General features: G+C 35.4%; 26 protein-coding genes. 18 read left to right on the forward strand and 8 right to left on the reverse strand.

The genetic code is table 11. The annotated features are described in order from the left end of the window. Entirely contained in the window at positions 1 to 342 is a 342-nt protein-coding gene (locus PWU04_RS03275) for a cupin domain-containing protein (protein ID WP_274474383.1), read from the forward strand. 425 nt (positions 343 to 767) lie between these two features. Next, positions 768 to 1,196, forward strand: a complete 429-nt coding sequence (locus tag PWU04_RS03280; protein ID WP_274474384.1) for an FKBP-type peptidyl-prolyl cis-trans isomerase — start codon at positions 768 to 770, stop codon at positions 1,194 to 1,196. 69 nt (positions 1,197 to 1,265) lie between these two features. On the opposite strand, the gene PWU04_RS03285 is transcribed toward PWU04_RS03280, so the two are convergent. Further along, positions 1,266 to 1,745 (reverse strand): hypothetical protein, encoded by a 480-nt coding sequence (locus tag PWU04_RS03285; protein WP_274474385.1) that lies wholly within the window; start codon positions 1,743 to 1,745, stop codon positions 1,266 to 1,268. Positions 1,746 to 2,016: 271 nt separating this feature from the next. Between PWU04_RS03285 and PWU04_RS03290 the strand changes: the two genes are divergently transcribed. The 4 genes from PWU04_RS03290 to trxB all read left to right on the forward strand — a co-directional run bounded on the left by PWU04_RS03290 (position 2,017) and on the right by trxB (position 3,990). After that, complete coding sequence (locus tag PWU04_RS03290; RefSeq protein WP_274474386.1) at positions 2,017 to 2,346, forward strand: YtxH domain-containing protein; 330 nt, start codon at positions 2,017 to 2,019, stop codon at positions 2,344 to 2,346. A 3-nt stretch (positions 2,347 to 2,349) separates the two neighbouring features. Beyond that, the gene (locus PWU04_RS03295) at positions 2,350 to 2,697 is read left to right on the forward strand and encodes a hypothetical protein (RefSeq protein WP_274474387.1); all 348 of its coding nucleotides are present in this window, start codon (positions 2,350 to 2,352) and stop codon (positions 2,695 to 2,697) included. 3 nt (positions 2,698 to 2,700) lie between these two features. Then, positions 2,701 to 2,901 carry a hypothetical protein gene (locus PWU04_RS03300; RefSeq protein ID WP_274474388.1) on the forward strand — a complete coding sequence of 67 codons (201 nt, stop codon included), beginning with the start codon at positions 2,701 to 2,703 and terminating at the stop codon, positions 2,899 to 2,901. A gap of 123 nt (positions 2,902 to 3,024) precedes the next feature. After that, positions 3,025 to 3,990 carry a thioredoxin-disulfide reductase gene (gene trxB, locus PWU04_RS03305; protein ID WP_274474389.1) on the forward strand — a complete coding sequence of 322 codons (966 nt, stop codon included), beginning with the start codon at positions 3,025 to 3,027 and terminating at the stop codon, positions 3,988 to 3,990. Between the two features lie 71 nt (positions 3,991 to 4,061). On the opposite strand, the gene PWU04_RS03310 is transcribed toward trxB, so the two are convergent. The 4 genes from PWU04_RS03310 to PWU04_RS03325 form a co-directional block, all read right to left on the reverse strand. Then, the gene (locus tag PWU04_RS03310) at positions 4,062 to 4,784 is read right to left on the reverse strand and encodes a head GIN domain-containing protein (protein WP_274474390.1); all 723 of its coding nucleotides are present in this window, start codon (positions 4,782 to 4,784) and stop codon (positions 4,062 to 4,064) included. Between the two features lie 93 nt (positions 4,785 to 4,877). Then, positions 4,878 to 6,656 (reverse strand): PspC domain-containing protein, encoded by a 1,779-nt coding sequence (locus PWU04_RS03315; RefSeq protein WP_274474391.1) that lies wholly within the window; start codon positions 6,654 to 6,656, stop codon positions 4,878 to 4,880. Further along, positions 6,649 to 6,993, reverse strand: a complete 345-nt coding sequence (locus PWU04_RS03320; RefSeq protein WP_274474392.1) for a PadR family transcriptional regulator — start codon at positions 6,991 to 6,993, stop codon at positions 6,649 to 6,651. The genes PWU04_RS03315 and PWU04_RS03320 overlap by 8 nt, the downstream gene beginning before the upstream one ends. A gap of 92 nt (positions 6,994 to 7,085) precedes the next feature. Continuing rightward, positions 7,086 to 7,529, reverse strand: coding sequence for a DUF4870 domain-containing protein (locus PWU04_RS03325; protein WP_274474393.1), 444 nt, complete (start codon positions 7,527 to 7,529; stop codon positions 7,086 to 7,088). 144 nt (positions 7,530 to 7,673) lie between these two features. Here PWU04_RS03325 and PWU04_RS03330 point away from each other — a divergent pair, with 144 nt between their 5' ends. Further along, a complete protein-coding gene (locus tag PWU04_RS03330; RefSeq protein ID WP_274474394.1) occupies positions 7,674 to 8,129 on the forward strand; it encodes a DUF4442 domain-containing protein in 456 nt (151 codons plus the stop codon). Between the two features lie 29 nt (positions 8,130 to 8,158). On the opposite strand, the gene recQ is transcribed toward PWU04_RS03330, so the two are convergent. Further along, complete coding sequence (gene recQ / locus PWU04_RS03335) at positions 8,159 to 10,360, reverse strand: DNA helicase RecQ (RefSeq protein ID WP_274474395.1); 2,202 nt, start codon at positions 10,358 to 10,360, stop codon at positions 8,159 to 8,161. Positions 10,361 to 10,606: 246 nt separating this feature from the next. Between recQ and PWU04_RS03340 the strand changes: the two genes are divergently transcribed. The 5 genes from PWU04_RS03340 (at position 10,607) to PWU04_RS03360 (ending at position 14,664) form a co-directional block, all read left to right on the forward strand. Next, positions 10,607 to 11,524 (forward strand): KpsF/GutQ family sugar-phosphate isomerase, encoded by a 918-nt coding sequence (locus tag PWU04_RS03340; RefSeq protein ID WP_406600938.1) that lies wholly within the window; start codon positions 10,607 to 10,609, stop codon positions 11,522 to 11,524. Beyond that, entirely contained in the window at positions 11,524 to 12,342 is an 819-nt protein-coding gene (tatC, locus tag PWU04_RS03345; protein ID WP_274474397.1) for a twin-arginine translocase subunit TatC, read from the forward strand. Before PWU04_RS03340 ends, tatC begins: the two co-directional genes overlap by 1 nt. Beyond that, entirely contained in the window at positions 12,342 to 12,689 is a 348-nt protein-coding gene (locus tag PWU04_RS03350) for a carboxymuconolactone decarboxylase family protein (RefSeq protein WP_274474398.1), read from the forward strand. Before tatC ends, PWU04_RS03350 begins: the two co-directional genes overlap by 1 nt. Positions 12,690 to 12,763: 74 nt before the next feature. Beyond that, positions 12,764 to 13,504: an LPS export ABC transporter ATP-binding protein gene (lptB, locus tag PWU04_RS03355; RefSeq protein WP_274474399.1), complete on the forward strand. Its 741-nt coding sequence runs from the start codon at positions 12,764 to 12,766 to the stop codon at positions 13,502 to 13,504. A gap of 227 nt (positions 13,505 to 13,731) precedes the next feature. Beyond that, complete coding sequence (locus PWU04_RS03360) at positions 13,732 to 14,664, forward strand: DUF4421 family protein (RefSeq protein WP_274474400.1); 933 nt, start codon at positions 13,732 to 13,734, stop codon at positions 14,662 to 14,664. Positions 14,665 to 14,695: 31 nt separating this feature from the next. On the opposite strand, the gene PWU04_RS03365 is transcribed toward PWU04_RS03360, so the two are convergent. Both PWU04_RS03365 and PWU04_RS03370 read right to left on the reverse strand, forming a co-directional pair. Then, positions 14,696 to 14,941, reverse strand: coding sequence for a hypothetical protein (locus PWU04_RS03365; protein ID WP_274474401.1), 246 nt, complete (start codon positions 14,939 to 14,941; stop codon positions 14,696 to 14,698). Next, complete coding sequence (locus PWU04_RS03370; RefSeq protein WP_274474402.1) at positions 14,928 to 15,389, reverse strand: SRPBCC family protein; 462 nt, start codon at positions 15,387 to 15,389, stop codon at positions 14,928 to 14,930. Before PWU04_RS03370 ends, PWU04_RS03365 begins: the two co-directional genes overlap by 14 nt. Positions 15,390 to 15,613: 224 nt before the next feature. On the opposite strand from PWU04_RS03370, the gene PWU04_RS03375 reads away from it, so the two are divergent. From PWU04_RS03375 to PWU04_RS03400, 6 genes are all read left to right on the forward strand, one after another. Next, positions 15,614 to 17,545: a peptidylprolyl isomerase gene (locus PWU04_RS03375; protein ID WP_274474403.1), complete on the forward strand. Its 1,932-nt coding sequence runs from the start codon at positions 15,614 to 15,616 to the stop codon at positions 17,543 to 17,545. Continuing rightward, the gene (locus PWU04_RS03380; protein WP_274474404.1) at positions 17,546 to 18,397 is read left to right on the forward strand and encodes a peptidyl-prolyl cis-trans isomerase; all 852 of its coding nucleotides are present in this window, start codon (positions 17,546 to 17,548) and stop codon (positions 18,395 to 18,397) included. Next, on the forward strand, positions 18,360 to 19,805 hold the full coding sequence (locus PWU04_RS03385; RefSeq protein ID WP_274474405.1) for a peptidylprolyl isomerase: 1,446 nt from the start codon (positions 18,360 to 18,362) through the stop codon (positions 19,803 to 19,805). Before PWU04_RS03380 ends, PWU04_RS03385 begins: the two co-directional genes overlap by 38 nt. A gap of 3 nt (positions 19,806 to 19,808) precedes the next feature. Beyond that, entirely contained in the window at positions 19,809 to 20,762 is a 954-nt protein-coding gene (locus PWU04_RS03390) for an AAA family ATPase (RefSeq protein ID WP_274474406.1), read from the forward strand. Between the two features lie 75 nt (positions 20,763 to 20,837). Further along, a complete protein-coding gene (locus PWU04_RS03395; protein WP_274474407.1) occupies positions 20,838 to 21,962 on the forward strand; it encodes an acyltransferase family protein in 1,125 nt (374 codons plus the stop codon). A gap of 353 nt (positions 21,963 to 22,315) precedes the next feature. Beyond that, positions 22,316 to 25,093, forward strand: a complete 2,778-nt coding sequence (locus PWU04_RS03400; RefSeq protein ID WP_274474408.1) for a bifunctional aconitate hydratase 2/2-methylisocitrate dehydratase — start codon at positions 22,316 to 22,318, stop codon at positions 25,091 to 25,093. The last annotated feature ends 160 nt before the right edge of the window (positions 25,094 to 25,253 follow it).

Here is a 25,253-nt window from a genome sequence, read left to right on the forward strand (position 1 = left end):
ATGAAAAACCACGAAATAGAAAGGCTAATAGGTTTTAATATTCAGGATAAGTTGGAATACATTTCCAACGTAATTGTTGTAAAACACATATTAAATGAAAAGGAAGATGATATTGTTGCTATAGCTGTTGACTATGGGGAAGTATACAAACCGAAACCAATATCGTTTCCTACTTATATAAAAGTATTGGAAGGAAGAGCAGAAGTTGTTATTGATAATGTTTCTGATTATTTGGACGGTAATGGCTCAATGATCATTCCTGCAGATAAACCTTTTAAAATCACGGCCAATCAAAGGTTTAAAATGTTATCCATAATTTTAAAAAATTTAAAGGGTCTTTAAAGCATATTTAAGTATGTTAATAATAAAAATGGTCGCTTAGCTTAACTTAAAGTCTAGTAAGTATTTGCAGATCCACTGAGGTTTTTCTATTGATTAATTGAAGATATTATTTAAGTTGATTTATACAGTTTGAAGTCACGTTTTGCAATAACCATTGTAGTAATAGCCCAGAAAAGTTAGTAGTTGTTCAATGATTCATTGGATATATCTTATTGTATATCTCTCTTGCCTATGAGAATTATTTGGAGGCTGTTTCTTTTTTACTAGACTCATTAATACTTGAATTGTAAAGAAGAGTCGATAAGGTTGTTTTAAAACCATTAAAGTTTTCTTAATTCACCAAAGTTTTATGTTTATGGTGCTGTATTCGAGTTTGTAAGTGGTAGTTTTGTGGAAGATTTACGAATAACAAAATCAAAACATTTATGAGTCAAGTAAAAGCAAATGATACCGTTAAGGTTCATTACACTGGAAAATTAACGAACGGACAAGTATTTGACAGTTCGGAAAACAGAGAACCTTTAGAAGCAACCCTCGGACAAGGCATGTTAATTCCTGGGTTTGAAAACGCTATCATTGGCATGGAAGTAAACGAAAAGAAAACTGTAAACATCCCAATGGACCAAGCTTACGGAGACGTTCAAAAAGAAATGTTCCATAAGGTAGAGCGTGCTCAATTGCCACAGGAGATTAAGCCAGAAGTAGGTATGGGGCTTGTATCGCAAAACCCAGATGGTTCTGAGCGTCAGTTTAAAATTGCTGAGGTACACGAAGATCACATTGTGATTGATGGTAACCATCCATTGGCTGGTCAAGATTTGGTTTTCGACTTAGAGTTAGTTGAAATCATTTAATCTATATATAAGTTAAAAAGAAAACCCCGGCCAAAAGCCGGGGTTTTCTTTTTTAAAAGGTAATTCTTCTTAGTCAATACGTTTGTAATTTTCTGAATACAGTCGGTTTCCTGCGCTATCCAATTCTATTTGACTGTATTTGTTTTCGTCGAGAATAAGTTCATAACTAAAGGCTTCTTTACTCTTAATAATCTCATTCATTGAGGCTGATCCATACTCTAAGGTTTCTGTTAAACTGCCGTCGGTTACAGTATAGGCGCCAAAGCCATACCACTCTGTGGAATCTGTTGGAACTTGTTTACTCCACATCACTCGGGTATCGGTATACATTTTAATTTGTCGGTGATGATTATCAATAAGAAAAGTGTCTACTATTTTATTGTCCTGATAGTTATACCAGCTTACTAGTTCCCATGATCCTTTAAGTGAATGATTTTTTATGATGGTTGGCTGTGGGGTATTGTTCTCGGCAAAGGTTTGCGATTTACTGTTGTTCTGACAGCCGGTTATGTATATCAATAATAAAGAAAGAAGTATAGAAGTTTTCATGATGAGGGAGGTTTAATACATTAAATAGCTTTTACAAGTTACAAAAAAATACACCCTAATATGTTAAATGTGAGGTAATTATTGATTAATTAGTGTTAGGCTTTACTTTCTTCCTGTTGGAAAATGGAACGATATGGTTGTTTGTCGATATAAGTTGCTTTAAATCAAATTATTGCGATTGTGTTTATATTGTGATATTAGTTTGGTTAAATTTGTTAAAGGCTCATGTCTAGTGAGTTAAAATCAATTATAACATAAAAATGGATTAATTATGAGTAATAGCACAAACACTTTGTTGGGACTTTTGGCAGGAACTGCAATAGGAGTGACTTTAGGGATTTTGTTTGCACCAGATAAGGGAGTCAATACTAGACAACGTATTGCAGACGAAGCTCATGCAGTAAAAGATAAAATTCATGATACCGCGAAGAATGTAAAGGATAGAGCAGCTTCAACAGTTTCATCTAAAAAGGAGTCATTAGAACATCAATTGGAAGATCTTGTTTCAAATGCCAGTTACAAGGCTGATGACCTGATAACTGCCCTCGAGAAAAAATTAAGCGATCTAAAGGCTAAAAATAAAAGGTATCAAAAAGCATAACCAATGAATGTTTTTGAGTCTATAAAAGATACTTCCAATAAAGCTTTTGAGTATAGCGAAATCTATATCAAGACTACTGAGCGATACTATAAATTAAAAGCATTCCAACAACTCACTATCTCGGTGAGTTTAATCAGTAAAATGCTACTTATAGGAGCGCTAATTTTTATTGGATTTGTCTTTGCAGCAATAGCCCTTGCAATAGCCATAGGATATTATCTAGGTAATATGGCTTTGGGGTGCTTAATTGTTGGGTTTTTGTTTGTTGTTATTGCTTTATTGGTTTACATGCTAAGGCATGTTATAGACCATAAAATTATTTCGATAATGTCCTTAAAGTTTTTTAATTAAAATATGAAACAGTATCGTTCGCAAGAAGAAATAGAACACGACCTTAAACGGTTGAATCTGGAACGAAAAATAGTTTTGGAGGAGCTCAAAGGGTTGAAGATGGAATTCAAGGAAGATCTTAAACCTTTGGGGTGGATAGAAACCGTTTTAGGCTATGCTGGTAAATTTGGTTCACTCATGTTGCTAAAAAAGCTTTTTAAGTAGGAGAAAATCTCTTAACCTAATATGATAAGACGTTGTTATACTGTGATAATAACTTTTGATAAATTGTATGAAAGCTTTTAATCAAAAAAACTACTTTTGTTTTGATTAAAAAAAAGAAATGCTATGTCTGATACAATAGAACGTGTAAAGTGCTTAATTATAGGGTCTGGTCCTGCAGGTTATACTGCAGCAATATATGCAGCTCGTGCTAATATGTCTCCCGTATTATACCAAGGAACTCAGCCTGGAGGACAGTTAACAACAACTAATGATGTTGAAAATTTCCCTGGTTATCCAGATGGTATTACAGGTCCTGAGATGATGATTCAATTACAAAACCAAGCTAAGCGTTTTGGAACTGATATTAGAGATGGATGGGCTACAAAAGTTGACTTTTCTGGAGAGGTTCATAAAGTTTGGATTAACGAAGAAAACGAAATCCATGCCGATACAGTGATTATTGCTACTGGAGCATCTGCAAAATATTTAGGATTGGAATCTGAACAAAAGTACTTGAAATTGGGTGGAGGTGTTTCTGCCTGTGCGGTATGTGACGGATTCTTCTATAGAAATCAAGAAGTGGTGATTGTTGGAGCAGGGGATTCTGCCTGTGAGGAAGCACACTACTTATCTAACTTATGTACAAAAGTAACCATGTTGGTAAGACGTGATGAGTTTAGAGCGTCTAAGATTATGGAAGCTAGAGTGCGCAATACCAAAAACATTGATATCTTGTTTAATACCGAAACGGAAGAGGTTGTAGGAGATGGACAAGTTGTTACTGCTGTAAAGGTTAAGAACAACGTTACTGGTGAGATTACAGAAATTCCAGCAACTGGTTTCTTCGTAGCTATTGGTCACAAACCAAATACAGATATCTTTAAGGATTATTTAAAGCTTGACGAAACCGGATATATTATCAATGTTCCAGGAACATCGAAAACCAATGTTGAAGGTGTGTTTGTAAGTGGAGACGCGGCAGACCACGTATACAGACAGGCAATTACAGCTGCAGGTACTGGGTGTATGGCGGCATTGGATGCTGAACGCTACTTAGCGGCAAAAGAAGCTCCAGTTGAAATTGAATAGTTAAAAGAATTGTTATTTATATAAAAAATCCCTCGTTGTAGCGAGGGATTTTTTGTTGGTTATTTTGTGAATTATCTTTGGTTAATATTTCCAGCCATACCATCGTTTTTATGTACTTTCTCAGGAGAGCCCATATAGGTGATATTACCACCACTAGTAGCTGTAGCCATTAGTTCTTGGGAAACATTAATGGTTATGTCAGCACCGCTAGTTGCTTTTGCCTGACCGTTAATAATACTTAGGTTGGGAGCGTCTATTTCGCTGCCACTGGAAGCTTCGGCATATAGTTTTTCGGCTTTTCCAGAAATTTCTATTTCGCTACCACTAGATGATTTGCAGTTCAAAGTGTTTGCAATAACTTCTAGCTCCATATCGCTACCGCTACTGCTTCGTAGCTCTAAATTGTCTGCATTTATAATATTAGTAACGTAAATATCACTTCCGCTTGTGGAAGTTATTTTGTCAATGGTTTTATAGGTAACCATTACTTTTTTGATTTCGGCACGACCAATATTCTCTTTTGAGTAAATTTTAAGCTCACTGCCCTCAACTTCTACTTTGATGAGGTCGTGCAGGTTTTCGTCTGCCTGAATGGTTACCTTTTCCTCATTGCCTTGGGTAAGATATACAGCCAAGCCATCGCTAGCCTTTATGGAAGAGAAAGGTGTATTTAGGTCGCGGCTTTCGGTGAGGACATTCCCGTTGCCATCTATACCTGTATTGATATTGAAATGACAAGATGCTAAAAGAAGCCCCATCATAGTAGTTACAATAATTTTGGTTAGTGTTGTCATAACTGTTCGATTTTGATTAATTACAAAGTTGATGCTTGTGTAGTTTGTTTAATAATTAAGTTGACCAAACTGTAAAGTCTTATGGATGAAATGTTATTCGTCTTTTTCAGAACTGATATCAATTCCATCTTCATCTATGTTAACCTTTACATTATCGCTTTCCCCTTTAATGCCATTTTCATCAATTGTAAGGTTACCTTCCTCACTTTGGATTTCAATGCCATTATCATTGATTTTTATCCCAGATCCGTTTTCTTTTTTCTTAATGTTAATATTTACATCAAACTCAGTATTGATGCAATCCAAACATTTAACATTATCATCTTTAATAAGTAAATAGTGCTCTTCCATGCCGTTTTCTAAAATGTCATTGTAATGACTAGAGTTTCTGTGGAAGGAATAGGTGTTTTCATCAGCAAAAAGTATCGTGCCTTCAGGTAAATAAAGTATAATATCTACCTTTTGATCTCTAAACTTATCTTTAAACGGTACTGTTACATAACTGTTTAAGTGTAATGTTTTGGTGTTTGAAGTAAACGGAAGGTCCAAATCAAACGTATAATCTATGTTTTGGGCACGTTCTCTAGCCGATTGATAGCTATTGCCTTCAGCCGATTTTTCGATAAGTAAAGAAGCAACAGAGTCTTTTGTAGAGCGAACAATTAGTCGTACATCTGAAGTGTAAATAAGCTTTTCGTCGCTTTCATTAAAAACCACTTTATAATTATCATGACCTCTGTAGATGCTCTTGCTATAATTAGGGTTTCCTTTCATTTGTAGCCTTAAGGTATCCCCAGTATGTACGGGAAGTATTTCTGTTTTGTTTACTGAAGCATCAAAAGCATGTTCGTTAAACTGTTTCACCCCAATGATAAATAATCCTATGATAGATACTAACCAAAGCCCTAATAGGGTAAACTTGGCAATATTACCTATGGACTTTAAGTTGTTTATTAGAATCTTAAGCCCTAAGTAAAGGATAAAGAAAAACGGAATGCCAATAGTAAAAAAGACTAACATAGAAATCAACCAAATAGGAACGTTTGCTGCATTGGCTGCTTCCACAAAATGGAAACCAGGCAAATGCGACATTCCTGCAACTCCAACTGTAATAAAAGAAATTAGTAAAGCTAAAAGAGCTCCGGCTCCAATCAATATTAGGAATAAACCAACTACTTTGGCAAATACCTTAAGTAGGGACATGAAAATATCGCCTACAGTATCAAAAAAAGACTTTGAACCAGTTTTAATTTTTTGTCCGTATTTGTCGTAATCAACGCTTTTTACGGTTTCTGAGACTGAATCAAACCCGTCTTTAATTTTTTTTTCAATGTTACTGATGTTCACGGGCTCACCTCTCATGGTAAGTTTGTCGGCAGTAGTAACTGCTTCGGGAACCAATATCCAGAACAAGATATAAATCAGTATAAATGTTCCTCCAGAACCTAGGGTAAGTAAGATCCAAAGCAAGCGAACCCAGATAGCATCGATACCCAAATAGTGTCCCAGACCAGACGATACTCCACCAATGTATGAGTTGTCGGTGTCACGGAACAGTTTCTTGGTTGGTCTTGATGAGGTTCTTGGTTCATCTTCAAAGATTTCGTCGTCAACAAGGTAATCCTCTGGTTGTCCCATTATGGCAATAACCTCGTCTACTTCCTTGGTGCTAATTACCTGTTTGTCGTGTTTCATGCGCTCAGTAAAAAGCTCAGCGATACGGGCTTCTATATCAGAGATAATTTCCGATTGTCCTTGAGAATCAGTAAATGAACGTTTTATAGCCTCAAGATAGCGCTGTAACTTTAAGTATGCATCTTCATCGATATGGAAAAAGATACCTGCTAAATTTATGTTGACTGTTTTATTCATTTTTTTTGTTTTTTTGACTGGTTACTAAGTTAACTGCATGTTGCAGATCGTTCCAAGTGGTGTTTAATTCGTTAAGAAATAGTTTACCGGTTTCGGTAAGGCCATAGTACTTTCGTGGTGGTCCGGAAGTTGATTCTTCCCAGCGGTAGTTCAGTAGACCTGCATTTTTAAGTCTTGTGAGCAAGGGATAAATTGTTCCTTCAACCACCAGCATTTTTGCGTCTTTTAGGGTGTCGAGAATCTCTGCAACATAGGCATCTTCATCTTTTAAGATGGAGAGGATGCAGTATTCCAAAACTCCCTTACGCATTTGTGCTTTTGTGTTTTCTATTTTCATGTTCTAAATAGATTTAAGTGCGATACACTGTTCATTTTTTGATTGATTGATTGATTGATTGATTGATTGATTGATTGATGATTGTTTATTGTTTATTTGATGAAATTTATTGTCAACGGATAATTGTACGGTTCGCCATCTTTAGCTTTGATGCTCGCCTTTATGATAAAAACCAATTCCAGAATAAATGCTATTATGGCAAAGAACCCCAACAGCCCTCCAAAAACAAGTAGCGGTGAGGCTTCGTGAAAACTAAAGTGCCAGTTATGGGAATGGAAAAAGTCTAAATGAAATCCTTTAAACAGTTTAAAAATGAAAAAAGGTATACTTAGTATCCCAATAACTAATGTGTAAAAAAGGATACTCAATTGGAAGTTTAGAGCTTGTTTTCCATGATTGTCTACAAAATTGGATTTCTCCTTGTTGGTAGCCCATAAAAGCAGCGGTCCCAAAAAGTTTCCCAGTGGTAAGATAAACCTGCTAAATGTAGACAGGTGAATTAGTGTTGCGATGTTTTTGTGTTGTTTGGAAGTCATGGTTTTGATTGATATAGTAATTTCTTATACAAATATATGGTTAAAAAAAGGTATTATGCAAAACATAGTAGTGTAAATTAATAAAATTTTAACATTTTTAAAGTGCTTTATTTTCAATATTTTAGTGTTTGAAATACAATGAATATGATCATTTCTCCAAGAAAACTAAATATGTTTTTAGCCTTTAAGCTGCCATCTGCGTTTTTGTGTGGAATTCGTGTAAAACATATTGATGGTAAACGGTGTGAGGCTGGGGTTAAATACAGATGGATTAATCAGAACCCTTTTAAATCGATGTTTTGGGCTGTACAAGGTATGGCAGCCGAATTAACAACCGGCGCTTTGGTTATGAGTAAAATTAAGAAAAGCGGTGCGCCTATTTCTATGCTAGTGGCCAGTAATCAGGCAGTGTTTGTCAAAAAAGCTGTTGGAAGAATTACTTTTACTTGCAAAGAAGGTGACTTGATAGATGCTGTGATTGATCGTGTTAAGCAAGGAGGGGAAGGCGAATCAATTTGGTTACATTCCGTAGGAGTAAATAGAGATGGAGTGGAGGTGTCACGTTTTGGTTTTGAATGGACTTTGAAGAGAAGGAAATAAAAAAGGAGACCAACTGGTCTCCTTATGCTTTAGTTAGCAACTTCGCTAATGAACTTAATTCTGTATAGGCGTAATTCCTCGTCATCGTAATCACCGTCAAACTCTTCAATGGCATCGGAAATTTTATCGGTTTCCGATTCCATAAAGTAGTCGTGAATTTCTTCTTGTTGATCTTCGTCTAAGATATCGTCTATCCAGTAGTCTATGTTAAGCTTTGTTCCAGAGTATACGATAGCTTCCATTTCTTTGATAAAATCGTTCATTTCCATTCCCTTTGCAGATGCAATATCATCTAAAGGTAGCTTACGATCTATGTTCTGAATAATGTAAAGTTTAAGGGCGGAGTTTGTTCCAGTTGATTTTACTACCATATCGTCTGGCCTTATAATGTCGTTATCTTCAACATACTTCGCTATTAGGTTTACAAAATCCTTACCGTATTTTTTAGCTTTTCCATCACCAACGCCATGAACATTGCTCAATTCATCAATATTTATAGGGTATTTTAGAGCCATATCCTCAAGAGAAGGATCTTGGAAGATTACGAATGGAGGCACACCAAGTTTTTTTGCATTTTTCTTACGCAGTTCCTTGAGCATATTCATAAGTGTAGCATCGGCTACTGCAGTACCACCTTTAGCGGCTGTAATAATTCCATCATCATGGGTTTCATCAAATGCATGATCTTCTGTCATCATAAAGGATTTCGGAGACTTAATATATGTATTTCCTGTCTCACTTAACTTAATGACACCATAGGTTTCAATATCCTTTTTTAAAAGACCAGCAACAAGGGATTGGCGAATTAGTGCCATCCAATATTTGTCGTCCTGATACTTTCCTTTGCCAAAGAAAGGCTGTTCGTCTGTTTTATGGGATTTAATCATGGCATTAGATTTCCCAATAAGTACATTTACCAACTCTTTGGACTTATACTTTTCATTTGTGTCAGAAACCGTTTGAAGCAACAGAACAACATCATCCTTAGCTTCATGTTGTTTTTTAGGGTGACGCATATTATCGTCCATGTCACCGCCTTCTCCAGTTTGGTTGTCGAATTCCTCACCAAAATAATGTAGGATGAATTTACGTCTGGAAATAGAGGTTTCTGCATATGCCACAACTTCTTGTAGCAAAGCATGACCGATTTCTTGCTCCGCTACAGGTTTCCCAGACATGAATTTTTCTAGTTTTTCTATATCTTTATAGGAATAGAATGCCAGGCAATGCCCTTCACCTCCATCACGTCCAGCACGACCTGTTTCCTGATAGTAGCTTTCTATACTTTTTGGAATATCGTGATGAATTACAAAGCGAACATCTGGTTTGTCAATACCCATACCAAATGCAATTGTAGCAACAACTACATCAATGTCTTCCATAAGGAACATATCCTGATGGTTAGCTCTTGATTTGGCATCCAGTCCAGCATGATAAGGAACCGCTTTAATGCCATTCACTTGAAGTACTTGAGCTAACTCTTCTACACGTTTACGGCTCAAGCAATAAATAATTCCCGATTTCCCTGAGTTTTGCTTTACAAACCTAATAATGTCGGCATCTACATTTTTTGTTTTTGGACGTACCTCGTAGTATAGGTTGGGTCTGTTAAATGAGGCCTTAAAGGTTCTGGCATTGGGAATTCCAAGGTTTTTAAGAATGTCTTCTTGTACTTTTGGAGTTGCCGTCGCTGTAAGGGCAATGATTGGAATATCGTCTCCAATACGTTGAATAATCTGCCTTAAATTGCGGTATTCCGGACGGAAATCATGTCCCCATTCACTAATACAGTGAGCTTCATCAATCGCCATAAAAGAAATGGTTACCGAGCGCAAGAATTCCACATTATCTTCTTTAGTAAGAGATTCTGGCGCTACATAAAGTAATTTTGTAATACCGCTTGTTATGTCTTCCTTAACACGTTTTACCTCAGTTTTGGTAAGCGAGGAATTTAAGACATGAGCAATACCATCATTGTCAGATACACTGCGAATGGCATCTACTTGGTTTTTCATCAAAGCAATAAGTGGCGATACCACTATTGCAGTTCCTTCCTGCATAAGCGCCGGGAGTTGGTAACAAAGCGACTTACCACCACCGGTAGGCATGATGACAAAGGTGTCTTCCTTTGACAAAATACTTTGAACAACATCTTCCTGTAAACCTTTGAATTGACTAAACCCAAAGTACTTTTTTAATGCAGCATGTAAATTGATTTCTGCTGTAGACATGAATCCTAGTTAATGTTATTTTATTCCTTAAAAAAGAACGCTATGTGTAATAACCGTTAGGTTAATTATATAGTGTCTTTTTAAGACCCCTCAATGTTTTTTTCGTTAGTTTTGTAGCATCTTTTAGAGATGTCACCTATTGGTTAACTTTAAAGATATAAAAATCTTTAAAAAGCATCAACCCGAAAATTTTAAATTTTGAAGAACAAAAATACCATCTTAAGTACTGCAAAGCAAACCATAGACATGGAAAGTAAAGCAATAGCCAATTTATCTGCTTTATTAAATGATGATTTTGCAAATGCAGTTGAGTTAATCTATAACTCAAAGGGACGTGTGATAATTACAGGGATAGGAAAAAGCGCTATTATTGCCACAAAAATTGTAGCTACTTTGAATAGTACCGGAACACCAGCTGTATTTATGCATGCTGCAGACGCCATTCATGGTGATTTGGGACTTATACTTGAAGATGATGTAGTAATCTGTATCTCTAAGAGTGGAAATACCCCAGAGATTAAAGTGTTGGTTCCGTTGATTAAAAACGGACCGAATAGAATGATTGCAATAACTGGCAACCCTGAATCGTTTTTAGGGATTCATGCTGATTATGTTCTAAATGCTTTTGTAGAAAAAGAAGCGTGCCCAAATAATTTAGCACCAACCACAAGCACTACCGCTCAATTGGTAATAGGAGATGCGCTTTCGGTTTGTTTATTGGAGTTAAGAGGTTTCTCAAGTAAGGATTTTGCAAAATATCATCCAGGTGGGGCCTTAGGTAAAAAGCTTTATCTACGTGTAAGTGATTTGTCGTCTGTTAATCAAAAGCCTCAAGTTACTCCAGATACCAACATTAAGGATGTTATTATAGAAATTTCGGAAAAAATGTTAGGGGTAACAGCTGTGACAGATAACGGAAATATCATAGGAATCATTACAGATGGGGATCTTCGAAGAATGTTAAGTAAATCAGTTGATTTCTCAAGCTTAACAGCTAGAGATATTATGAGTTCTAATCCAAAACGTATTCAACACGATGCCATGGCTGTAGATGCCATGGAAACTATGGAAACTAATGGGATTTCTCAGTTACTTGTTGAAGAAGAAGGTATTTACGCAGGAGTGGTTCACTTACATGATTTAATAAAAGAAGGCATTATATAATGACGAAAAAAAACGTTAACGAGATGTCTTTTTTGGATCATCTCGAAGACTTAAGGTGGCATTTAATACGTGCTACAATAGCAGTTTTAATTTGTGCTATTATAGCGTTTGTAGCTAAGGAGTTCATTTTTGATATTTTGATTTTTGGCCCAACCAAAGCTGATTTTATCACATATAAGTGGCTTTGTAATATGGCGCAATATATTGGGTTGGAAAAGAGTTTTTGCTTTACAGAATTGCCATTTGAGATACAAAGTAGAACCATGGCAGGGCAGTTTTCTGCGCATATGTGGACAGCTATAACTGCTGGTGTAATTATTGCTTTTCCCTATATTCTTTTAGAACTTTGGCGATTTATTAGTCCAGGTATGCATGATAATGAACGTAAACACTCCCGTGGATTTTTAATAGTATCATCTAGTTTGTTTTTTTTAGGGGTACTTTTTGGTTACTATGTAATTTGTCCGTTGTCAATTAACTTTTTGGGAACCTATCAAGTAAGTGATCAAGTGCATAACGATTTTGACTTGAGTAGTTATATAGGGTTGGTAAGGGCTTCGGTTCTGGCTAGTGGATTGATATTTGAGTTGCCGATAATTATTTACTTCTTAACCAAAATAGGGGTTGTAACACCTGAGTTTTTAAGAACTTACCGTAAGTTTGCGTTGGTTATTGTATTGGTTGTTTCTGCAATCATTACACCTCCGGATATTGCTAGCCAGATTATTGTGGCCATACCGGTGTTGATTCTTTATGAAATAAGTATTTTTATTTCAAAGTTTGTTGTTAAAAAAGAACGGGCTAAAGTATATAAATAATGGGGAATAGTATCGAGGAGTTTAATGACTACCGCAGCAAAATGAACGAGAAAATACTTGGAGATAACAATAAGGTTATTAAACGTATTTTCAATTTAGACACCAATGCCTTTAAAGCAGGGGCTTTAGATGTGAAGACTAAAGAGCTTTTGGGGTTGGTGGCCTCAGTAGTATTGCGTTGTGATGATTGTGTGAAATACCATTTGAGTACTTGTTATAAAGAAGGGCTAACCAAAGAAGAGGTGATGGAGGCTTTAAGCATAGGGACTTTAGTTGGAGGAACCATTGTAATTCCACATTTGCGAAGAGCTTACGAATTTTGGGAGGATCTCGAAAACCAAAGTTAAACTTGTTATAATTTAAAGGGTGATAAATTTGATTAATCATCATTTTATTATTTTAGCCCCAATTACACTATCATATGATTTTAAGAGCCGATAATTTAATGAAGTCCTATAATGGACGTAAAGTAGTTAAAGATGTATCCTTACAGGTAAACCAAGGTGAAATTGTAGGGTTGCTTGGTCCAAATGGGGCTGGTAAAACAACTTCTTTTTATATGATTGTGGGATTGATAAAACCCAATGCAGGTTCAATTCATTTAGAAAATACAAATATCACAAAATATCCGATGTACAAACGAGCCCAAAACGGAATTGGTTATTTGGCTCAAGAGGCCTCAGTATTTAGAAAATTAAGCATTGAAGACAATATTTTAAGTGTGTTACAGCTCACCAAATTGAGTAAAAAAGAGCAGCACTTTAAAATGGAAGAGCTTATTGAGGAATTTAGTTTAGGGCATATTCGTAAGAACAGAGGAGATTTATTATCTGGAGGGGAGCGTAGACGTACAGAGATTGCTCGTGCACTGGCCACTGATCCTAATTTCATTCTTCTTGATGAGCCTTTTGCAGGGGTAGATCCTGTAGCAGTAGAGGATATTCAGCGTATTGTTGCACAACTTAAAAATAAGAACATTGGAATATTGATTACCGACCATAACGTACAGGAAACTTTGGCGATTACGGAACGCTCTTATTTGATGTTTGAAGGTAACATACTTAAGGCAGGAGAACCAGAAGAACTAGCCAATGACGAAATGGTACGTAAGGTATATTTGGGTCAAAACTTTGAGCTTCGTAAAAAGAAGCTGGATTTTTAAAAGGTTTAAAGTTAATTTAATTCTAATGGTTAATTTCTTTTTGCCTTTTATTAGGACAGGTAAAGAAAGTCCAGCTCTTTAAATTACTACAGGCAATTTATTTATATTTGGAAACCATTTTTTTGAATATGCTACAAAGGTTTTTTTGGTAAAAACCTTTGTAGCATAGATAAATATTATACACCTCAAGCCTGTTGAAGCAAATTCTATTTATTGCACTTTTTTTGATGACTTCCCTTTCAGTTCTGTCTCAAACTGAAACAGAGGGGAAGGGCAAAAGCTTTTGGACTGTTCTAGATACCCTTTTCATTGATCATGATCTTGAAAAATACTCGGCGAGAGTGTTTACAAATTACAAGGTTAAACAGTTTAGAATTGTAAATCGAGAGGATAAATTCACATACATACCTAACAACAGGTTTGGAGTTGGTTTTGGTGTTGCTAATAGTAAGGCTATTCTTGATATAGCTTTTAATATAAAGAATGGCAATAAAGAAGAAACACATAGGTTTGATGCTCAGGGAACGGTTATTTTTAGAAATCGCCATTATTTTAATGGTTATTTACAGATATATAATGGATTTAATATAAAGAACAATTTTGATAAGCCCGATGTTTTTAGAGGGGATATAAAATCCAGAACCATTGGGCTCAACTATCTTTATACCTTATCAGATGTTGAATTTTCATACTCTTTACTTAAAGCGGGATTTCCAACGAGAAATAAGGACGTGTATATTACTTATGGGTATGGGGGGTTTATAATGTTTGATCAGTTTTCTTCCAGTGGAACCATATATCCAGAAACATATGAAGATCCGATAAATATTAGAAGATATAGCGCTGGGGCCTTCGGAGTTTTGGCAGGGTTACTATCTGCGTTTGTGTTACCCAAAAATTTTATTGCAACTTGTAACGTCTTGCCTGGGATTGCATTGGCTAATGAAAAAGTAACACTTCAAAACGATAGTTATCGTCCCTCTAATCCTTTATTATATAAACTTGATGTTTCTTTAGGTTTGAGTTATAGTATCAAGCGGTATTATGTGAACTTATTGTATGAAACAGGTGTTTATTTTTCTGATATTGATTACGACCATAAGTATCGGTTTAATCTCTCTCTTGCTAAGCTGGCTATTGGTTATAAATTAAAGGTGTAATTGTGTTTGTTTGATAAAATAACAGGTATACTTATATGTTGTTTTTAGTATACACTTGACCACGATGAGGTTTTAAAGAATCACGTAGTTTTTTCATGTCAGTTTCATTAACCACCATAAAGGCAATAGCATGCATTTCGGAAAGTGTTTCAAAACCAGCAAAGGCTTTTTCCACATTTTCTATAGTAATGTATTCTTCTAAATGAATGGCGTGGTGTTCGGCGGTCTTGGTTGAAGCATGCCCACGAAAGTCCCAAATTAATTTAAGCTGTCTCATTGGCTACAGATACCCCGTTTTCTGCAAAGTTTTTAAAATCCTGTAAATATTTCATCGATTGCTTCTTAAAAGCTCCAGCCATAAAGGTAGTCATCATACGCATCATGAAATTGGTTGGAATAAATTCACTTTTAGAGGTCCATTTGGTATGCCCTTCAGAGGTTTTCTCAAAATAGTTTTCTTGAACATTGTGCATGCCTTTTGTGTCGTAATGAGCATGGAATTCAAATGGTAGGTTTCGATGGGTAATGGTCTCCGTAAGCGTCATGTTTCTGTTCCCCATTTTGTAGTTAAGTTCCATTTTGGCTCCTACCTGACCAGGGGTTCCTGAGATTTGCTTATAGCCCGTAAGTCCTCGTTGCCAGTGTTTCATGTTTTCTGGATTATCCAATTTTTCGATGAATTCTTCCAAAGGAACTTCTACAATAATTTTAGAGCTATATTTCATGATAGTTAACTGTTTTATTGATTTTGCTAAAGATAAATATTTTTTAAAGGATAAAACAAAGAGCTCTTAATAACCTTTAGTATGGCTTAAATGGTTAAATCTCTGTGGATTGTAGTTGCATTTAGGCTGTGTTAGCTTTTAAAAGGAATTAAGCCTAGGTTAAAGCCTCTTGTATTGTAGGTTCATTTTGCTATTTTTGCTAGAATGCGTAAAGCTTATTACAAATGAAATTAAAATATTTTATAACCTGTACTTTAATGGGCTTAGGTGTATTAGTCCAAGCTCAAGACAAGATTTTATTTACCGTAAACAACACTCCTGTCTATGCAGAAGAATTTGTAAGAGTGTATAACAAAAATCTAGATTTGGTTCAGGATGAGTCTCAAAAAGATGTTGACACATACTTAGATTTGTACATAAACTACAAGTTAAAACTGGAAGAAGCAAAAGCAGAAGGATTAGATCAACAGCCCAGTTATGTGCGTGAATTGGATACTTATAAAAAACAGCTGGCAAAGAACTATTTGACAGATAAAAAAGTTACCGATGAGCTAATAGATGAAGCTTACGAGCGAAGCTTAACAGAGATTAAAGCTAGTCATATTCTTATCCGTTTGCCTGAAAATGCCAATCCAGCAGATACATTAAAGGTATATAATGAACTACTCAGACTTCGTGACAGAGTAGTCAAAGAAGGTTATAAGCAAGTTCAAAAGGAAGTGCATAATGGATCTACCATTTTTGCTGAGGATCTTGGTTACTTTTCGGCCTTTAAAATGGTTTACGATTTTGAAAATGCAGCCTATGATACTGAGGTTGGTGAAGTTTCTTTGCCTTTTCGTACCCGTTTTGGTTATCATATTGTTTATGTACAAGAGAAACGTCGTGCAAGAGGAGAGGTCTCTGTTGGTCATATTATGATTAGTAACCGTTCTGAAAATCCAGATACGAGAATTAATGAAGTATATTCTAAATTGACGCAAGGTGAAGAATTTGAAGATTTGGCTAAGCAGTTTTCAGAAGACAAAGGGTCTGCTGCTAAAGGTGGGCGATTGGATCCTTTTTCAAGTGGACAGTTAACCTCTCAGGAATTTGAGGATGTTGCTTTTAAACTAAAAGAAAATGGAGATATTTCTGAGCCATTCAGAACACAATTTGGATGGCACATTGTTAAACTTTATGACAAAAAACCTATAAAGTCGTTTGAAGAGTTCAAGCCTGAATTAGAAGTAAAAATCAAGAGAGATTCACGTTCACAGTTAATTAATGAATCTAGATTGAATAAATTAAAAGAAACTTACAGTGTTAAAACCAATCAGGAGGGCTTGAATTATTTCACTTCTATTATGAACGATGATTTTTACAAGCATACTTGGACTTTGCCAAAAGATTTTCCAATTGATAAAACATTAGTAACTATTGGAGATGAAGATATTAATTATAATGAATTTGGTCAATATTTAACCAATAGTCAACGACGTGGTGCAGCAAGAGTGCCTTTAGATAGGCTTGTAAATGAGCAATATATAACCTTTTTGAACGATAGAATACTTAGATATCAGGAAGAAAACCTTGAAAGTGAAAATAAAGAATACGCCAATATTGTAAATGAATATCGTGAAGGATTGCTATTATTCGATGTTATGGAGGAGCATATATGGAATGCTGCAAAAACAGATACCATTGCTATTAAGGAATTTTATAATATAAACAAAGATGATTATCAATGGCACAAGAGAGCTCAGGCGGTTGTTGCATCATGTTCGTCTAAAAAAGAAGCTAAGAAAGTAGCCCAAATGTTTGAAGCAGGAGCTTCAGTGGAAGATATAAAGCAAAGTCTGAATACTGAAAATGAAATTAACGTGATGTTTACAACTGGAATGATGGAGGCTGGACATCAAGCGTTACCTGAGAATTTCGATTTTAAAACTGGTGTGTCAAAGGTTTACAAGTATAATAATGGTTATGTTGTAGCAGATGTGAGTGAGGTTATACCAGTAAGTACAAAAAGTTATGAAGAAGCTAAGGGAAGTGTGGTAAGCGATTATCAAAATGCTAAAGAAGAAGAGTGGCTTCAGCAGTTAAAAGCTAAATATGAGGTAGATGTAAACCAAAAGGTATTAAAAGAGGTGAAAAATCAAATTAAAAACCAATAGTTGAAAAGGAAATTAGCCATATTGGGGGTTTGTATATTGACATCATCCTGTCAGTTTTTTAAATCGGAATCCGAGGGAACTCCTATTGCACGTGTAAATGATAGTTATCTCTATCAAGTCGATATAAAGGGTTTGGTAGCAGAAGGGGCTTCTGCTAAAGATAGTACTATTTTAGTAAACAATTTTATTAACCGATGGGCTACACAACAACTATTGGTAGATGGTGCTTTAAGAAATCTTAGTTTAGATAAGCAAAATGAATTTGAAAAACTTGTTCAGCAGTATAAAACAGATTTATATACTAAAGGATACTTAGAAGCCTTAGTAAATAAAAATCTGAAAACCACGGTAACAGATGAAGAGGCTTTGGCTTATTATGACCAAAACAAGGAGGCTTTTAAACTTAATGAAGAATTGGTTAAGTTGAGATACATTAGTCTTGATATCAATAGAAAGGATGTTGATAAGATTGCTGAGCGACTTAAGCGTTTTGATAATGATGATAAGCGCATTCTTGATTCTATGGCAATTCAGTTTAAGTCCTATTCACTAAAAGACTCGGTCTGGGTGGGTGTAAGTCAAGTTGTAGATAAGGTGCCAGCCATAACTATTGACAATAAAAACGATTTGTTAAAAAAATCTAATTTTATAAGGCACAAAGATTCATTAGGAGTATATTTGATGAATATAAATGACGTGTTAAACCGTAATGAACAGGCCCCTTTAGAGTACGTTAGGCCTACAATAGAGCAAATTGTAATTAACAAACGAAAGCTGGAACTCATTAGGGATTTTGAAAAAGATATAACCAAAGATGCAATTAAGAATAAACAATTTGAAATCTATAAATAAATTAAAACCATTATTTCTTGGAGCAGCAACTTTGCTGTTTTCAAATGTGCTTTCAGCTCAAGAAGTCATAGAAGATACACCACGAGCTGAAAAAAAGATAGATAGTGTAAAGCATTTTCAGGCTAGAAAGATTGATGGTGTTGCAGCTGTTGTTGGTGATTTTATTGTATTGGATTCTGATATAGATAAAGCCTATTTACAATTACAAGCACAAGGCGTATCTACAAAAGAAATTGGTCGATGTCAGTTGTTTGGTAAATTGCTAGAGGATAAGTTATATGCACATCATGCAATTCAGGATAGTGTTGAGGTTTCAGATGCCGAAATCCGTTCGTTTATAGACCAGCAAATCGATCAGTTTGTTGCACAAACTGGGTCTATGGAAGAGCTTTTAAAATTCTATAAAAAAGAGGATGAGAAAAGTTTGAGGGATGAAATGTTCGAAATCAACAAAAACAGCGAATTGGCCAAACGTATGCAGGCTAAGATTGTTGAGGATATTGAAATAACTCCAGAAGAAGTTAGAGAGTTTTTTAATGATATTCCTGAAGATGAACGTCCTTATTTTGGAACAGAGCTTCAAGTAGCAGAGATTGTTATTGAGCCAGAAATAACCCAAGAAGAAAAACAGAAAACTATAAATCGTTTAAAGGAAATTAAGGCTGATGTTATTGAAAACGGAGCCAGTTTTCGCTCAAAGGTTGTACTTTATACAGACGACAAGGCTTCTATATCAAAGGGAGGACTTTATACATTGAATAGAAAGCAACCGCGTATGGTGAAGGAGTTTAGGGAGGTTGCCTTTTCTTTACAAGAGGGAGAGATTTCAGATCCTTTTGAAACAGATTTTGGGTATCATATTATTTACTTAGAAAAAATTAGAGGTCAGGAATACGATGTACGCCATATTCTGTTGATTCCAGAAGTGTCTCGAGAAGCTACTCAAAAAGCAAAAGATGAGTTAAGTACTGTTCGTGAACGAATTGTAGATGGTGATATAACCTTTGCAGACGCTGCTCGTGAATTTAGTGATCAAAAGGAAACCCGTAATGAAGGAGGTCAAATGATTAATCCAGTAACTCAAGACTATAATTTCGAACTTACTAAAATAGATCCTGAATTATACAGTCAAATTCAAAATTTGAAAGATAATGAGGTGAGTTATGTCTTAACTGATACTGATAGAACTGGAAAGGTTCGCTTTAAAATCCTTACAGTTACTGGTCGTGTAGATGAACATGAAGCAAATTATTCTAGAGATTATCTTAAAATTAAGGAGCTAGCCTTAGATGATAAGCGTATTAAAGCTATTGAGAAATGGCAAAATGAAAAGATTATGGATACTTACATTAAAATAAGTGCCGATTATCGAGACTGTGAATTTTCTGGAAACTGGTTAAAACAATAATTTATGTCTGATGTCATTGCCGTAGAACAATTAGTAACGAAGTATGAAGCCCTAAAATCAGAAATAGCTAAAGTTATTGTTGGGCAGGACGATGTTGTAGAACAAATACTTATTTCAATTTTTTCTGGTGGTCATGCCTTACTGATAGGAGTACCAGGACTGGCAAAAACCTTGATGGTAAATACCATTGCACAAGCTTTAGGCCTGGATTTTAAGCGTATTCAGTTTACTCCAGACCTTATGCCGAGTGACATTCTAGGTAGCGAGATCTTAGACGAAAACAGACATTTCAAGTTTATTAAAGGCCCAATCTTCGCAAATATCATTCTAGCCGATGAGATTAATAGAACGCCCCCAAAAACACAGGCAGCTTTATTGGAAGCAATGCAAGAGCGTGCTGTTACTGTTGCAGGGCATCATTATAAGTTGAGTTTGCCTTATTTTGTTTTGGCAACCCAAAACCCAATTGAACAGGAAGGAACTTATCCTTTGCCAGAGGCACAGTTGGATCGTTTTATGTTCGCCATTCACTTAAAATATCCTAGTTTTCAAGAAGAAGTAGAAGTGGTTAAATCAACCACGGCAGGCAATGTAACTACAATTAATCCACTTTTTTCTTCAGAAGAGATTATTGAATACCAACAGCTTATTAGAAGAGTTCCTGTAGCCGATAACGTTATAGAGTATGCCGTAACTATGGTTGGGAAAACTAGACCAGATAGTGATACTGCTCCTGAGTTAGTGAAAAACTATATCGATTGGGGTGCTGGGCCAAGGGCTTCACAAAACTTAATCTTAGCGGCTAAGACACATGCTGTGATTCGTGGTAAGTTTTCACCTGATATTGAAGATGTTCAGGCAGTTGCATTCAGTATCCTAAGACATCGAATTATTAAAAATTATAAGGCAGATGCGGAAGGAATCACAGAAGAACAGGTAATTAAGAGTTTGTTTTAAGTAATAAATCATATGTTTAAAAATTGATCTGATTAAATGCTGAATGCTTATATTTAGCTTTTAATCAGATTTTTTTTGAGTAACTCCAATCGCAATTTTGGTCTTGATTTAATTAGAGCTTTAGCTATTTGTTTGGTAGTTTTTTCTCATGCCACATATTTGGTTTTTCCTAATGCGGAAAATTTGTTTGTTACAGGAGCAAGAACTTTAGGAGCAGTAGGAGTAGACATATTTTTTGTTTTGAGCGGATTTCTAATAGGAGGGATTTTGTTAAAACAAATTGATCAAAATCAAACAAGGTTTAAAGATTTATTTACTTTTTGGAAACGACGTTGGTACAGAACCCTTCCTAATTATTTTTTAATACTTCTAATAAACCTTATACTTTTAATCACTTTAGGTAAAGTAGTCCCTCAAAGTTGGTATTTGTATTTGCCCTTTTTGCAAAATTTTTATCAGCCCCATCCTGATTTTTTTACAGAAGCCTGGAGTCTTTCGATTGAAGAGTATGCTTATCTGTTTTTACCTTTTATACTGTTTTCTGGTTTTTACTTTACCAAAGAAAAGAGTAGTCAAAAGAAGTGGTTTATAGGTGCTAGTATACTTGCTATTTTGTTCGGATTGATATTAAAAAGCATTTATGTGCAAGACGTTGATGTGCTAAATTATAAATATTGGAGCAGTACTTATAGAAAGGTAGTTGTATACAGGATGGATTCCATTTATGTCGGATTTGTCTTGATTTATTTTGTTAATGAGTATTCAAATTTTGTAACAAAATTCAAAAAACCAATGTTTGTAATAGGGACATTTTTGTTTTTTTGGATGCATGCATTTGTTTTTAAATGGGAAATTTTGCCAGAGACAAATACAGCGTTTTATGTGTTTATATATTTACAGAGTGTAAGTTTGAGTATTGCTTTGGTATTTCCATTGATAATTAATTTACCTAAACCAACCGCTTTTTTAGAAAAGACAATCTATTTTCTTAGTACTCGATCGTATTCCATCTATCTAATCAATTACTCCATTGTGCTTTTGAACATTGAAGAAATTGTTAAGAGGTACCATGCTTCTCATTTTGGAAAGGCAATTGCAGTGTCTTCATTTTTAATTTTGACTTTACTTCTGTCAAATATATTGTACTCTTATTACGAAAAACCAATATTAGTTTTTAGGGATAAACGGCTTAAAATGTAGAGCTTATATTTTGTTGTTTTTTTGATTGAAGTCCTTTAATTTATATTTATTCTAAAAAGAGAAAAGCTAATCTTCAAGTAGTGATGATTGTTAATTTATTACTTTTTTAAAGCTATATTTAGTAATTGCAAAAAAAAACACTGTTTAAATTTAGTTTCTTTGAGTTTTATTCATTGATTAACTCTGTTTGTTGAATATTTTTTAATTACTGTTTAAATTCGTATTTTCGCCACGCTTAAAAACTATAATAAATGGCTATGCTTGTATTAAATACACTCTGTAACCAGTCTTCTAGGTATACAGGTGGTATCTTGATTTAGTGTAAGCCTGTAAAATCGAAATTAAGTTCTAATATGAATAGTTACAACGAATACATCAAAGAGATTGAAGCAAGAAAAGGTCAAGGCTTACACCCAAAGCCAATTGAAAGTGCTGAATTGATCTCTGAAATTATTGAGCAGATTAAAGATGCAGGAAATGCTAACCGTGAAGATTCACTTAAGTTTTTTATCTATAACGTAGTACCAGGTACAACAGGGGCTGCTGGTGTAAAGGCTAAATTCTTAAAAGAGATTATTCTTGAAAATGTTGTTGTTGAAGAAATCACTCCAACGTTTGCTTTTGAGTTATTGTCTCACATGAAAGGTGGACCTTCTATCGAAGTTCTTTTAGATATCGCATTAGGTAACGATGCAGAGCTTGCTAAGCAAGCAGCAGAGGTGTTAAAAACTCAAGTATTCTTGTACGATGCAGATACAGCTCGTTTAGAAGAGGCGTTCAAAGCAGGTAACGCTATTGCGAAAGAACTTATTGAAAGTTACGCTAAAGCAGAGTTCTTTACAAACCTTCCAGAAGTAGAAGAAAAAATTGATATAGTAACTTTCATCGCTGGAACCGGTGACATTTCAACCGATTTACTTTCTCCAGGTGCAGATGCGCACTCTCGTTCTGATAGAGAATTACACGGACAGTGTATTTTTGAGCACAACAAGGAGATGCAAAAAGAGCTTACAGAGCTTAAAGCACAACATCCAGACAAGCGTGTAATGCTAATCGCAGAGAAAGGAACAATGGGAGTTGGTTCTTCAAGAATGTCAGGTGTAAATAATGTGGCATTATGGACAGGTATTCAGGCGAGTCCTTACGTACCGTTCATTAACATTGCTCCGATCATTGCTGGTACAAATGGTATTTCTCCAATTTTCTTAACGACTGTTGGAGTAACAGGAGGTATCGGAATCGATCTTAAAAACTGGGTTAAGAAAACAGATGCAGAAGGAAATACAGTTGTTGATGCAGATGGTGAGCCAGTTTTAGAGCAAGCATATTCCGTTGAAACAGGAACTGTTTTAACTATTAATACAAAAACAAAGAAATTATATAACGGTGATAAGGAGTTGAAAGATATTTCAGCTGCACTAACTCCACAAAAAATGGAGTTCATTAAAGCAGGTGGTTCTTACGCGGTTGTATTTGGTAAGAAATTACAAACATTTGCTGCAAGTGTTTTAGGAATTGAAGTTCCTGTTGTTTATGCGCCTTCTAAAGAAATTTCTATTGAAGGACAAGGTCTTACAGCTGTTGAAAAAATATTCAATAAAAATGCAGTAGGAACTACTCCAGGTAAAACGTTACATGCAGGATCTGACGTTCGTGTAGAAGTAAACATCGTAGGCTCTCAGGATACTACAGGTTTAATGACTTCTCAAGAATTAGAAGCAATGGCTGCGACTACCATCTCACCAATTGTTGATGGAGCTTATCAGTCTGGGTGTCATACTGCTTCTGTATGGGATGATAAGTCTAAAGCGAACATTCCTAAGTTGATGAAGTTTATGAATGACTTCGGTTTAATTACAGCGCGTGATCCTAAAGGTGAATACCACGCAATGACTGACGTTATTCATAAAGTACTTAATGATATTACAATCGACGATTGGGCTATCATCATTGGTGGTGACTCGCACACGCGTATGTCAAAAGGGGTTGCTTTTGGAGCAGATTCAGGAACAGTTGCTTTAGCTTTAGCCACTGGAGAGGCTACAATGCCGATTCCAGAGTCTGTTAAAGTAACTTTCAAAGGTGAAATGAGAAGCTTCATGGATTTCCGTGATGTAGTTCACGCTACGCAACAACAAATGTTGAAGCAGTTTGGTGGAGAGAACGTTTTCCAGGGAAGAATCATTGAGGTTCACATTGGAACATTAACTTCTGATCAAGCCTTTACATTTACTGACTGGACAGCAGAAATGAAAGCCAAGGCTTCTATTTGTATTTCAGAAGATGAGACTTTAATTGAATCATTAGAAATTGCTAGAGATCGTATCCAAATCATGATTGATAAGGGAATGGACAACGCTAAGCAAGTTCTTAAAGGTTTAGTAGATAAAGCAAATACAAGAATCCAAGAGATTAAAACTGGTATTAAGCCAGCTATCAGACCTGACGTTAACGCTAAATACTATGCTGAAGTTGTAATCGATTTAGATGAGATAGCAGAGCCAATGATCGCAGATCCAGATGTAAACAACGATGATGTTTCTAAGCGTTATACGCACGATACGATCCGTCCACTTTCTTTTTACGGTGGAACTAAAAAGGTTGATCTTGGTTTCGTGGGTTCTTGTATGGTTCACAAAGGCGATATGAAGATATTAGCTCAAATGTTGAAAAACATCGAGGCGCAAAAAGGTCAAGTTGAATTTAACGCACCATTAGTAGTTGCTCCTCCAACATACAATATCGTTGATGAGTTAAAAGCGGAAGGTGACTGGGAAGTATTGCAGAAGTACTCAGGGTTTGAGTTCGATGATAACGCTCCAAAAGGATTAGCACGTACCAAATATGAAAATATGTTGTACTTAGAGCGTCCAGGCTGTAACCTTTGTATGGGTAACCAAGAAAAGGCTGAGCCTGGTGATACTGTAATGGCAACTTCAACACGATTGTTCCAAGGAAGAGTTGTTAAAGATTCTAATGAGAAAAAAGGTGAATCTTTATTATCATCTACTCCCGTAGTAGTATTATCTACTATCTTAGGTAGAACTCCAACCATGGAAGAGTATGAAGAAGCTGTAGATGGTATTGTTTTAACCAGATTTGCTCCATCTCAAAAGCAGTTGGTAAAATAGTATAAGGATAAAATTCAAATTATCATAGAAGTCTGAGTTTTAAAGCTCGGACTTTTTTTGTGCCTTATATTGAGTTGTGTTTTGGAGTAAACCAAACGGATTTATGTTTTTCAATCGAGTACTTATTTCGTATCTTGTGTAGACTAAAAAGGAATTATAA

The sequence above is a fragment of the Mangrovimonas aestuarii genome, from assembly GCF_028767185.1.
Taxonomy (GTDB): domain Bacteria; phylum Bacteroidota; class Bacteroidia; order Flavobacteriales; family Flavobacteriaceae; genus Mangrovimonas_B; species Mangrovimonas_B aestuarii.

What these genes read in the sequence shown, in the direction of transcription:
- PWU04_RS03290 (WP_274474386.1), top strand. Translation starts at nt 2,017, where the DNA reads ATGAGTAATAGCACAAACACTTTGTTGGGACTTTTGGCAGGAACTGCA.
- PWU04_RS03315 (WP_274474391.1), bottom strand. Translation starts at nt 6,656, where the DNA reads ATGAATAAAACAGTCAACATAAATTTAGCAGGTATCTTTTTCCATATC.
- PWU04_RS03280 (WP_274474384.1), top strand. Translation starts at nt 768, where the DNA reads ATGAGTCAAGTAAAAGCAAATGATACCGTTAAGGTTCATTACACTGGA.
- PWU04_RS03350 (WP_274474398.1), top strand. Translation starts at nt 12,342, where the DNA reads ATGGGGAATAGTATCGAGGAGTTTAATGACTACCGCAGCAAAATGAAC.
- PWU04_RS03365 (WP_274474401.1), bottom strand. Translation starts at nt 14,941, where the DNA reads ATGAGACAGCTTAAATTAATTTGGGACTTTCGTGGGCATGCTTCAACC.
- PWU04_RS03320 (WP_274474392.1), bottom strand. Translation starts at nt 6,993, where the DNA reads ATGAAAATAGAAAACACAAAAGCACAAATGCGTAAGGGAGTTTTGGAA.
- PWU04_RS03275 (WP_274474383.1), top strand. Translation starts at nt 1, where the DNA reads ATGAAAAACCACGAAATAGAAAGGCTAATAGGTTTTAATATTCAGGAT.
- PWU04_RS03385 (WP_274474405.1), top strand. Translation starts at nt 18,360, where the DNA reads ATGCAATTAAGAATAAACAATTTGAAATCTATAAATAAATTAAAACCA.
- tatC (WP_274474397.1), top strand. Translation starts at nt 11,524, where the DNA reads ATGACGAAAAAAAACGTTAACGAGATGTCTTTTTTGGATCATCTCGAA.
- PWU04_RS03325 (WP_274474393.1), bottom strand. Translation starts at nt 7,529, where the DNA reads ATGACTTCCAAACAACACAAAAACATCGCAACACTAATTCACCTGTCT.
- trxB (WP_274474389.1), top strand. Translation starts at nt 3,025, where the DNA reads ATGTCTGATACAATAGAACGTGTAAAGTGCTTAATTATAGGGTCTGGT.
- PWU04_RS03375 (WP_274474403.1), top strand. Translation starts at nt 15,614, where the DNA reads ATGAAATTAAAATATTTTATAACCTGTACTTTAATGGGCTTAGGTGTA.
- recQ (WP_274474395.1), bottom strand. Translation starts at nt 10,360, where the DNA reads ATGTCTACAGCAGAAATCAATTTACATGCTGCATTAAAAAAGTACTTT.
- PWU04_RS03390 (WP_274474406.1), top strand. Translation starts at nt 19,809, where the DNA reads ATGTCTGATGTCATTGCCGTAGAACAATTAGTAACGAAGTATGAAGCC.
- PWU04_RS03340 (WP_406600938.1), top strand. Translation starts at nt 10,607, where the DNA reads ATGGAAAGTAAAGCAATAGCCAATTTATCTGCTTTATTAAATGATGAT.
- PWU04_RS03360 (WP_274474400.1), top strand. Translation starts at nt 13,732, where the DNA reads ATGACTTCCCTTTCAGTTCTGTCTCAAACTGAAACAGAGGGGAAGGGC.
- PWU04_RS03330 (WP_274474394.1), top strand. Translation starts at nt 7,674, where the DNA reads ATGATCATTTCTCCAAGAAAACTAAATATGTTTTTAGCCTTTAAGCTG.
- PWU04_RS03400 (WP_274474408.1), top strand. Translation starts at nt 22,316, where the DNA reads ATGAATAGTTACAACGAATACATCAAAGAGATTGAAGCAAGAAAAGGT.
- lptB (WP_274474399.1), top strand. Translation starts at nt 12,764, where the DNA reads ATGATTTTAAGAGCCGATAATTTAATGAAGTCCTATAATGGACGTAAA.
- PWU04_RS03310 (WP_274474390.1), bottom strand. Translation starts at nt 4,784, where the DNA reads ATGACAACACTAACCAAAATTATTGTAACTACTATGATGGGGCTTCTT.
- PWU04_RS03295 (WP_274474387.1), top strand. Translation starts at nt 2,350, where the DNA reads ATGAATGTTTTTGAGTCTATAAAAGATACTTCCAATAAAGCTTTTGAG.
- PWU04_RS03285 (WP_274474385.1), bottom strand. Translation starts at nt 1,745, where the DNA reads ATGAAAACTTCTATACTTCTTTCTTTATTATTGATATACATAACCGGC.
- PWU04_RS03300 (WP_274474388.1), top strand. Translation starts at nt 2,701, where the DNA reads ATGAAACAGTATCGTTCGCAAGAAGAAATAGAACACGACCTTAAACGG.
- PWU04_RS03370 (WP_274474402.1), bottom strand. Translation starts at nt 15,389, where the DNA reads ATGAAATATAGCTCTAAAATTATTGTAGAAGTTCCTTTGGAAGAATTC.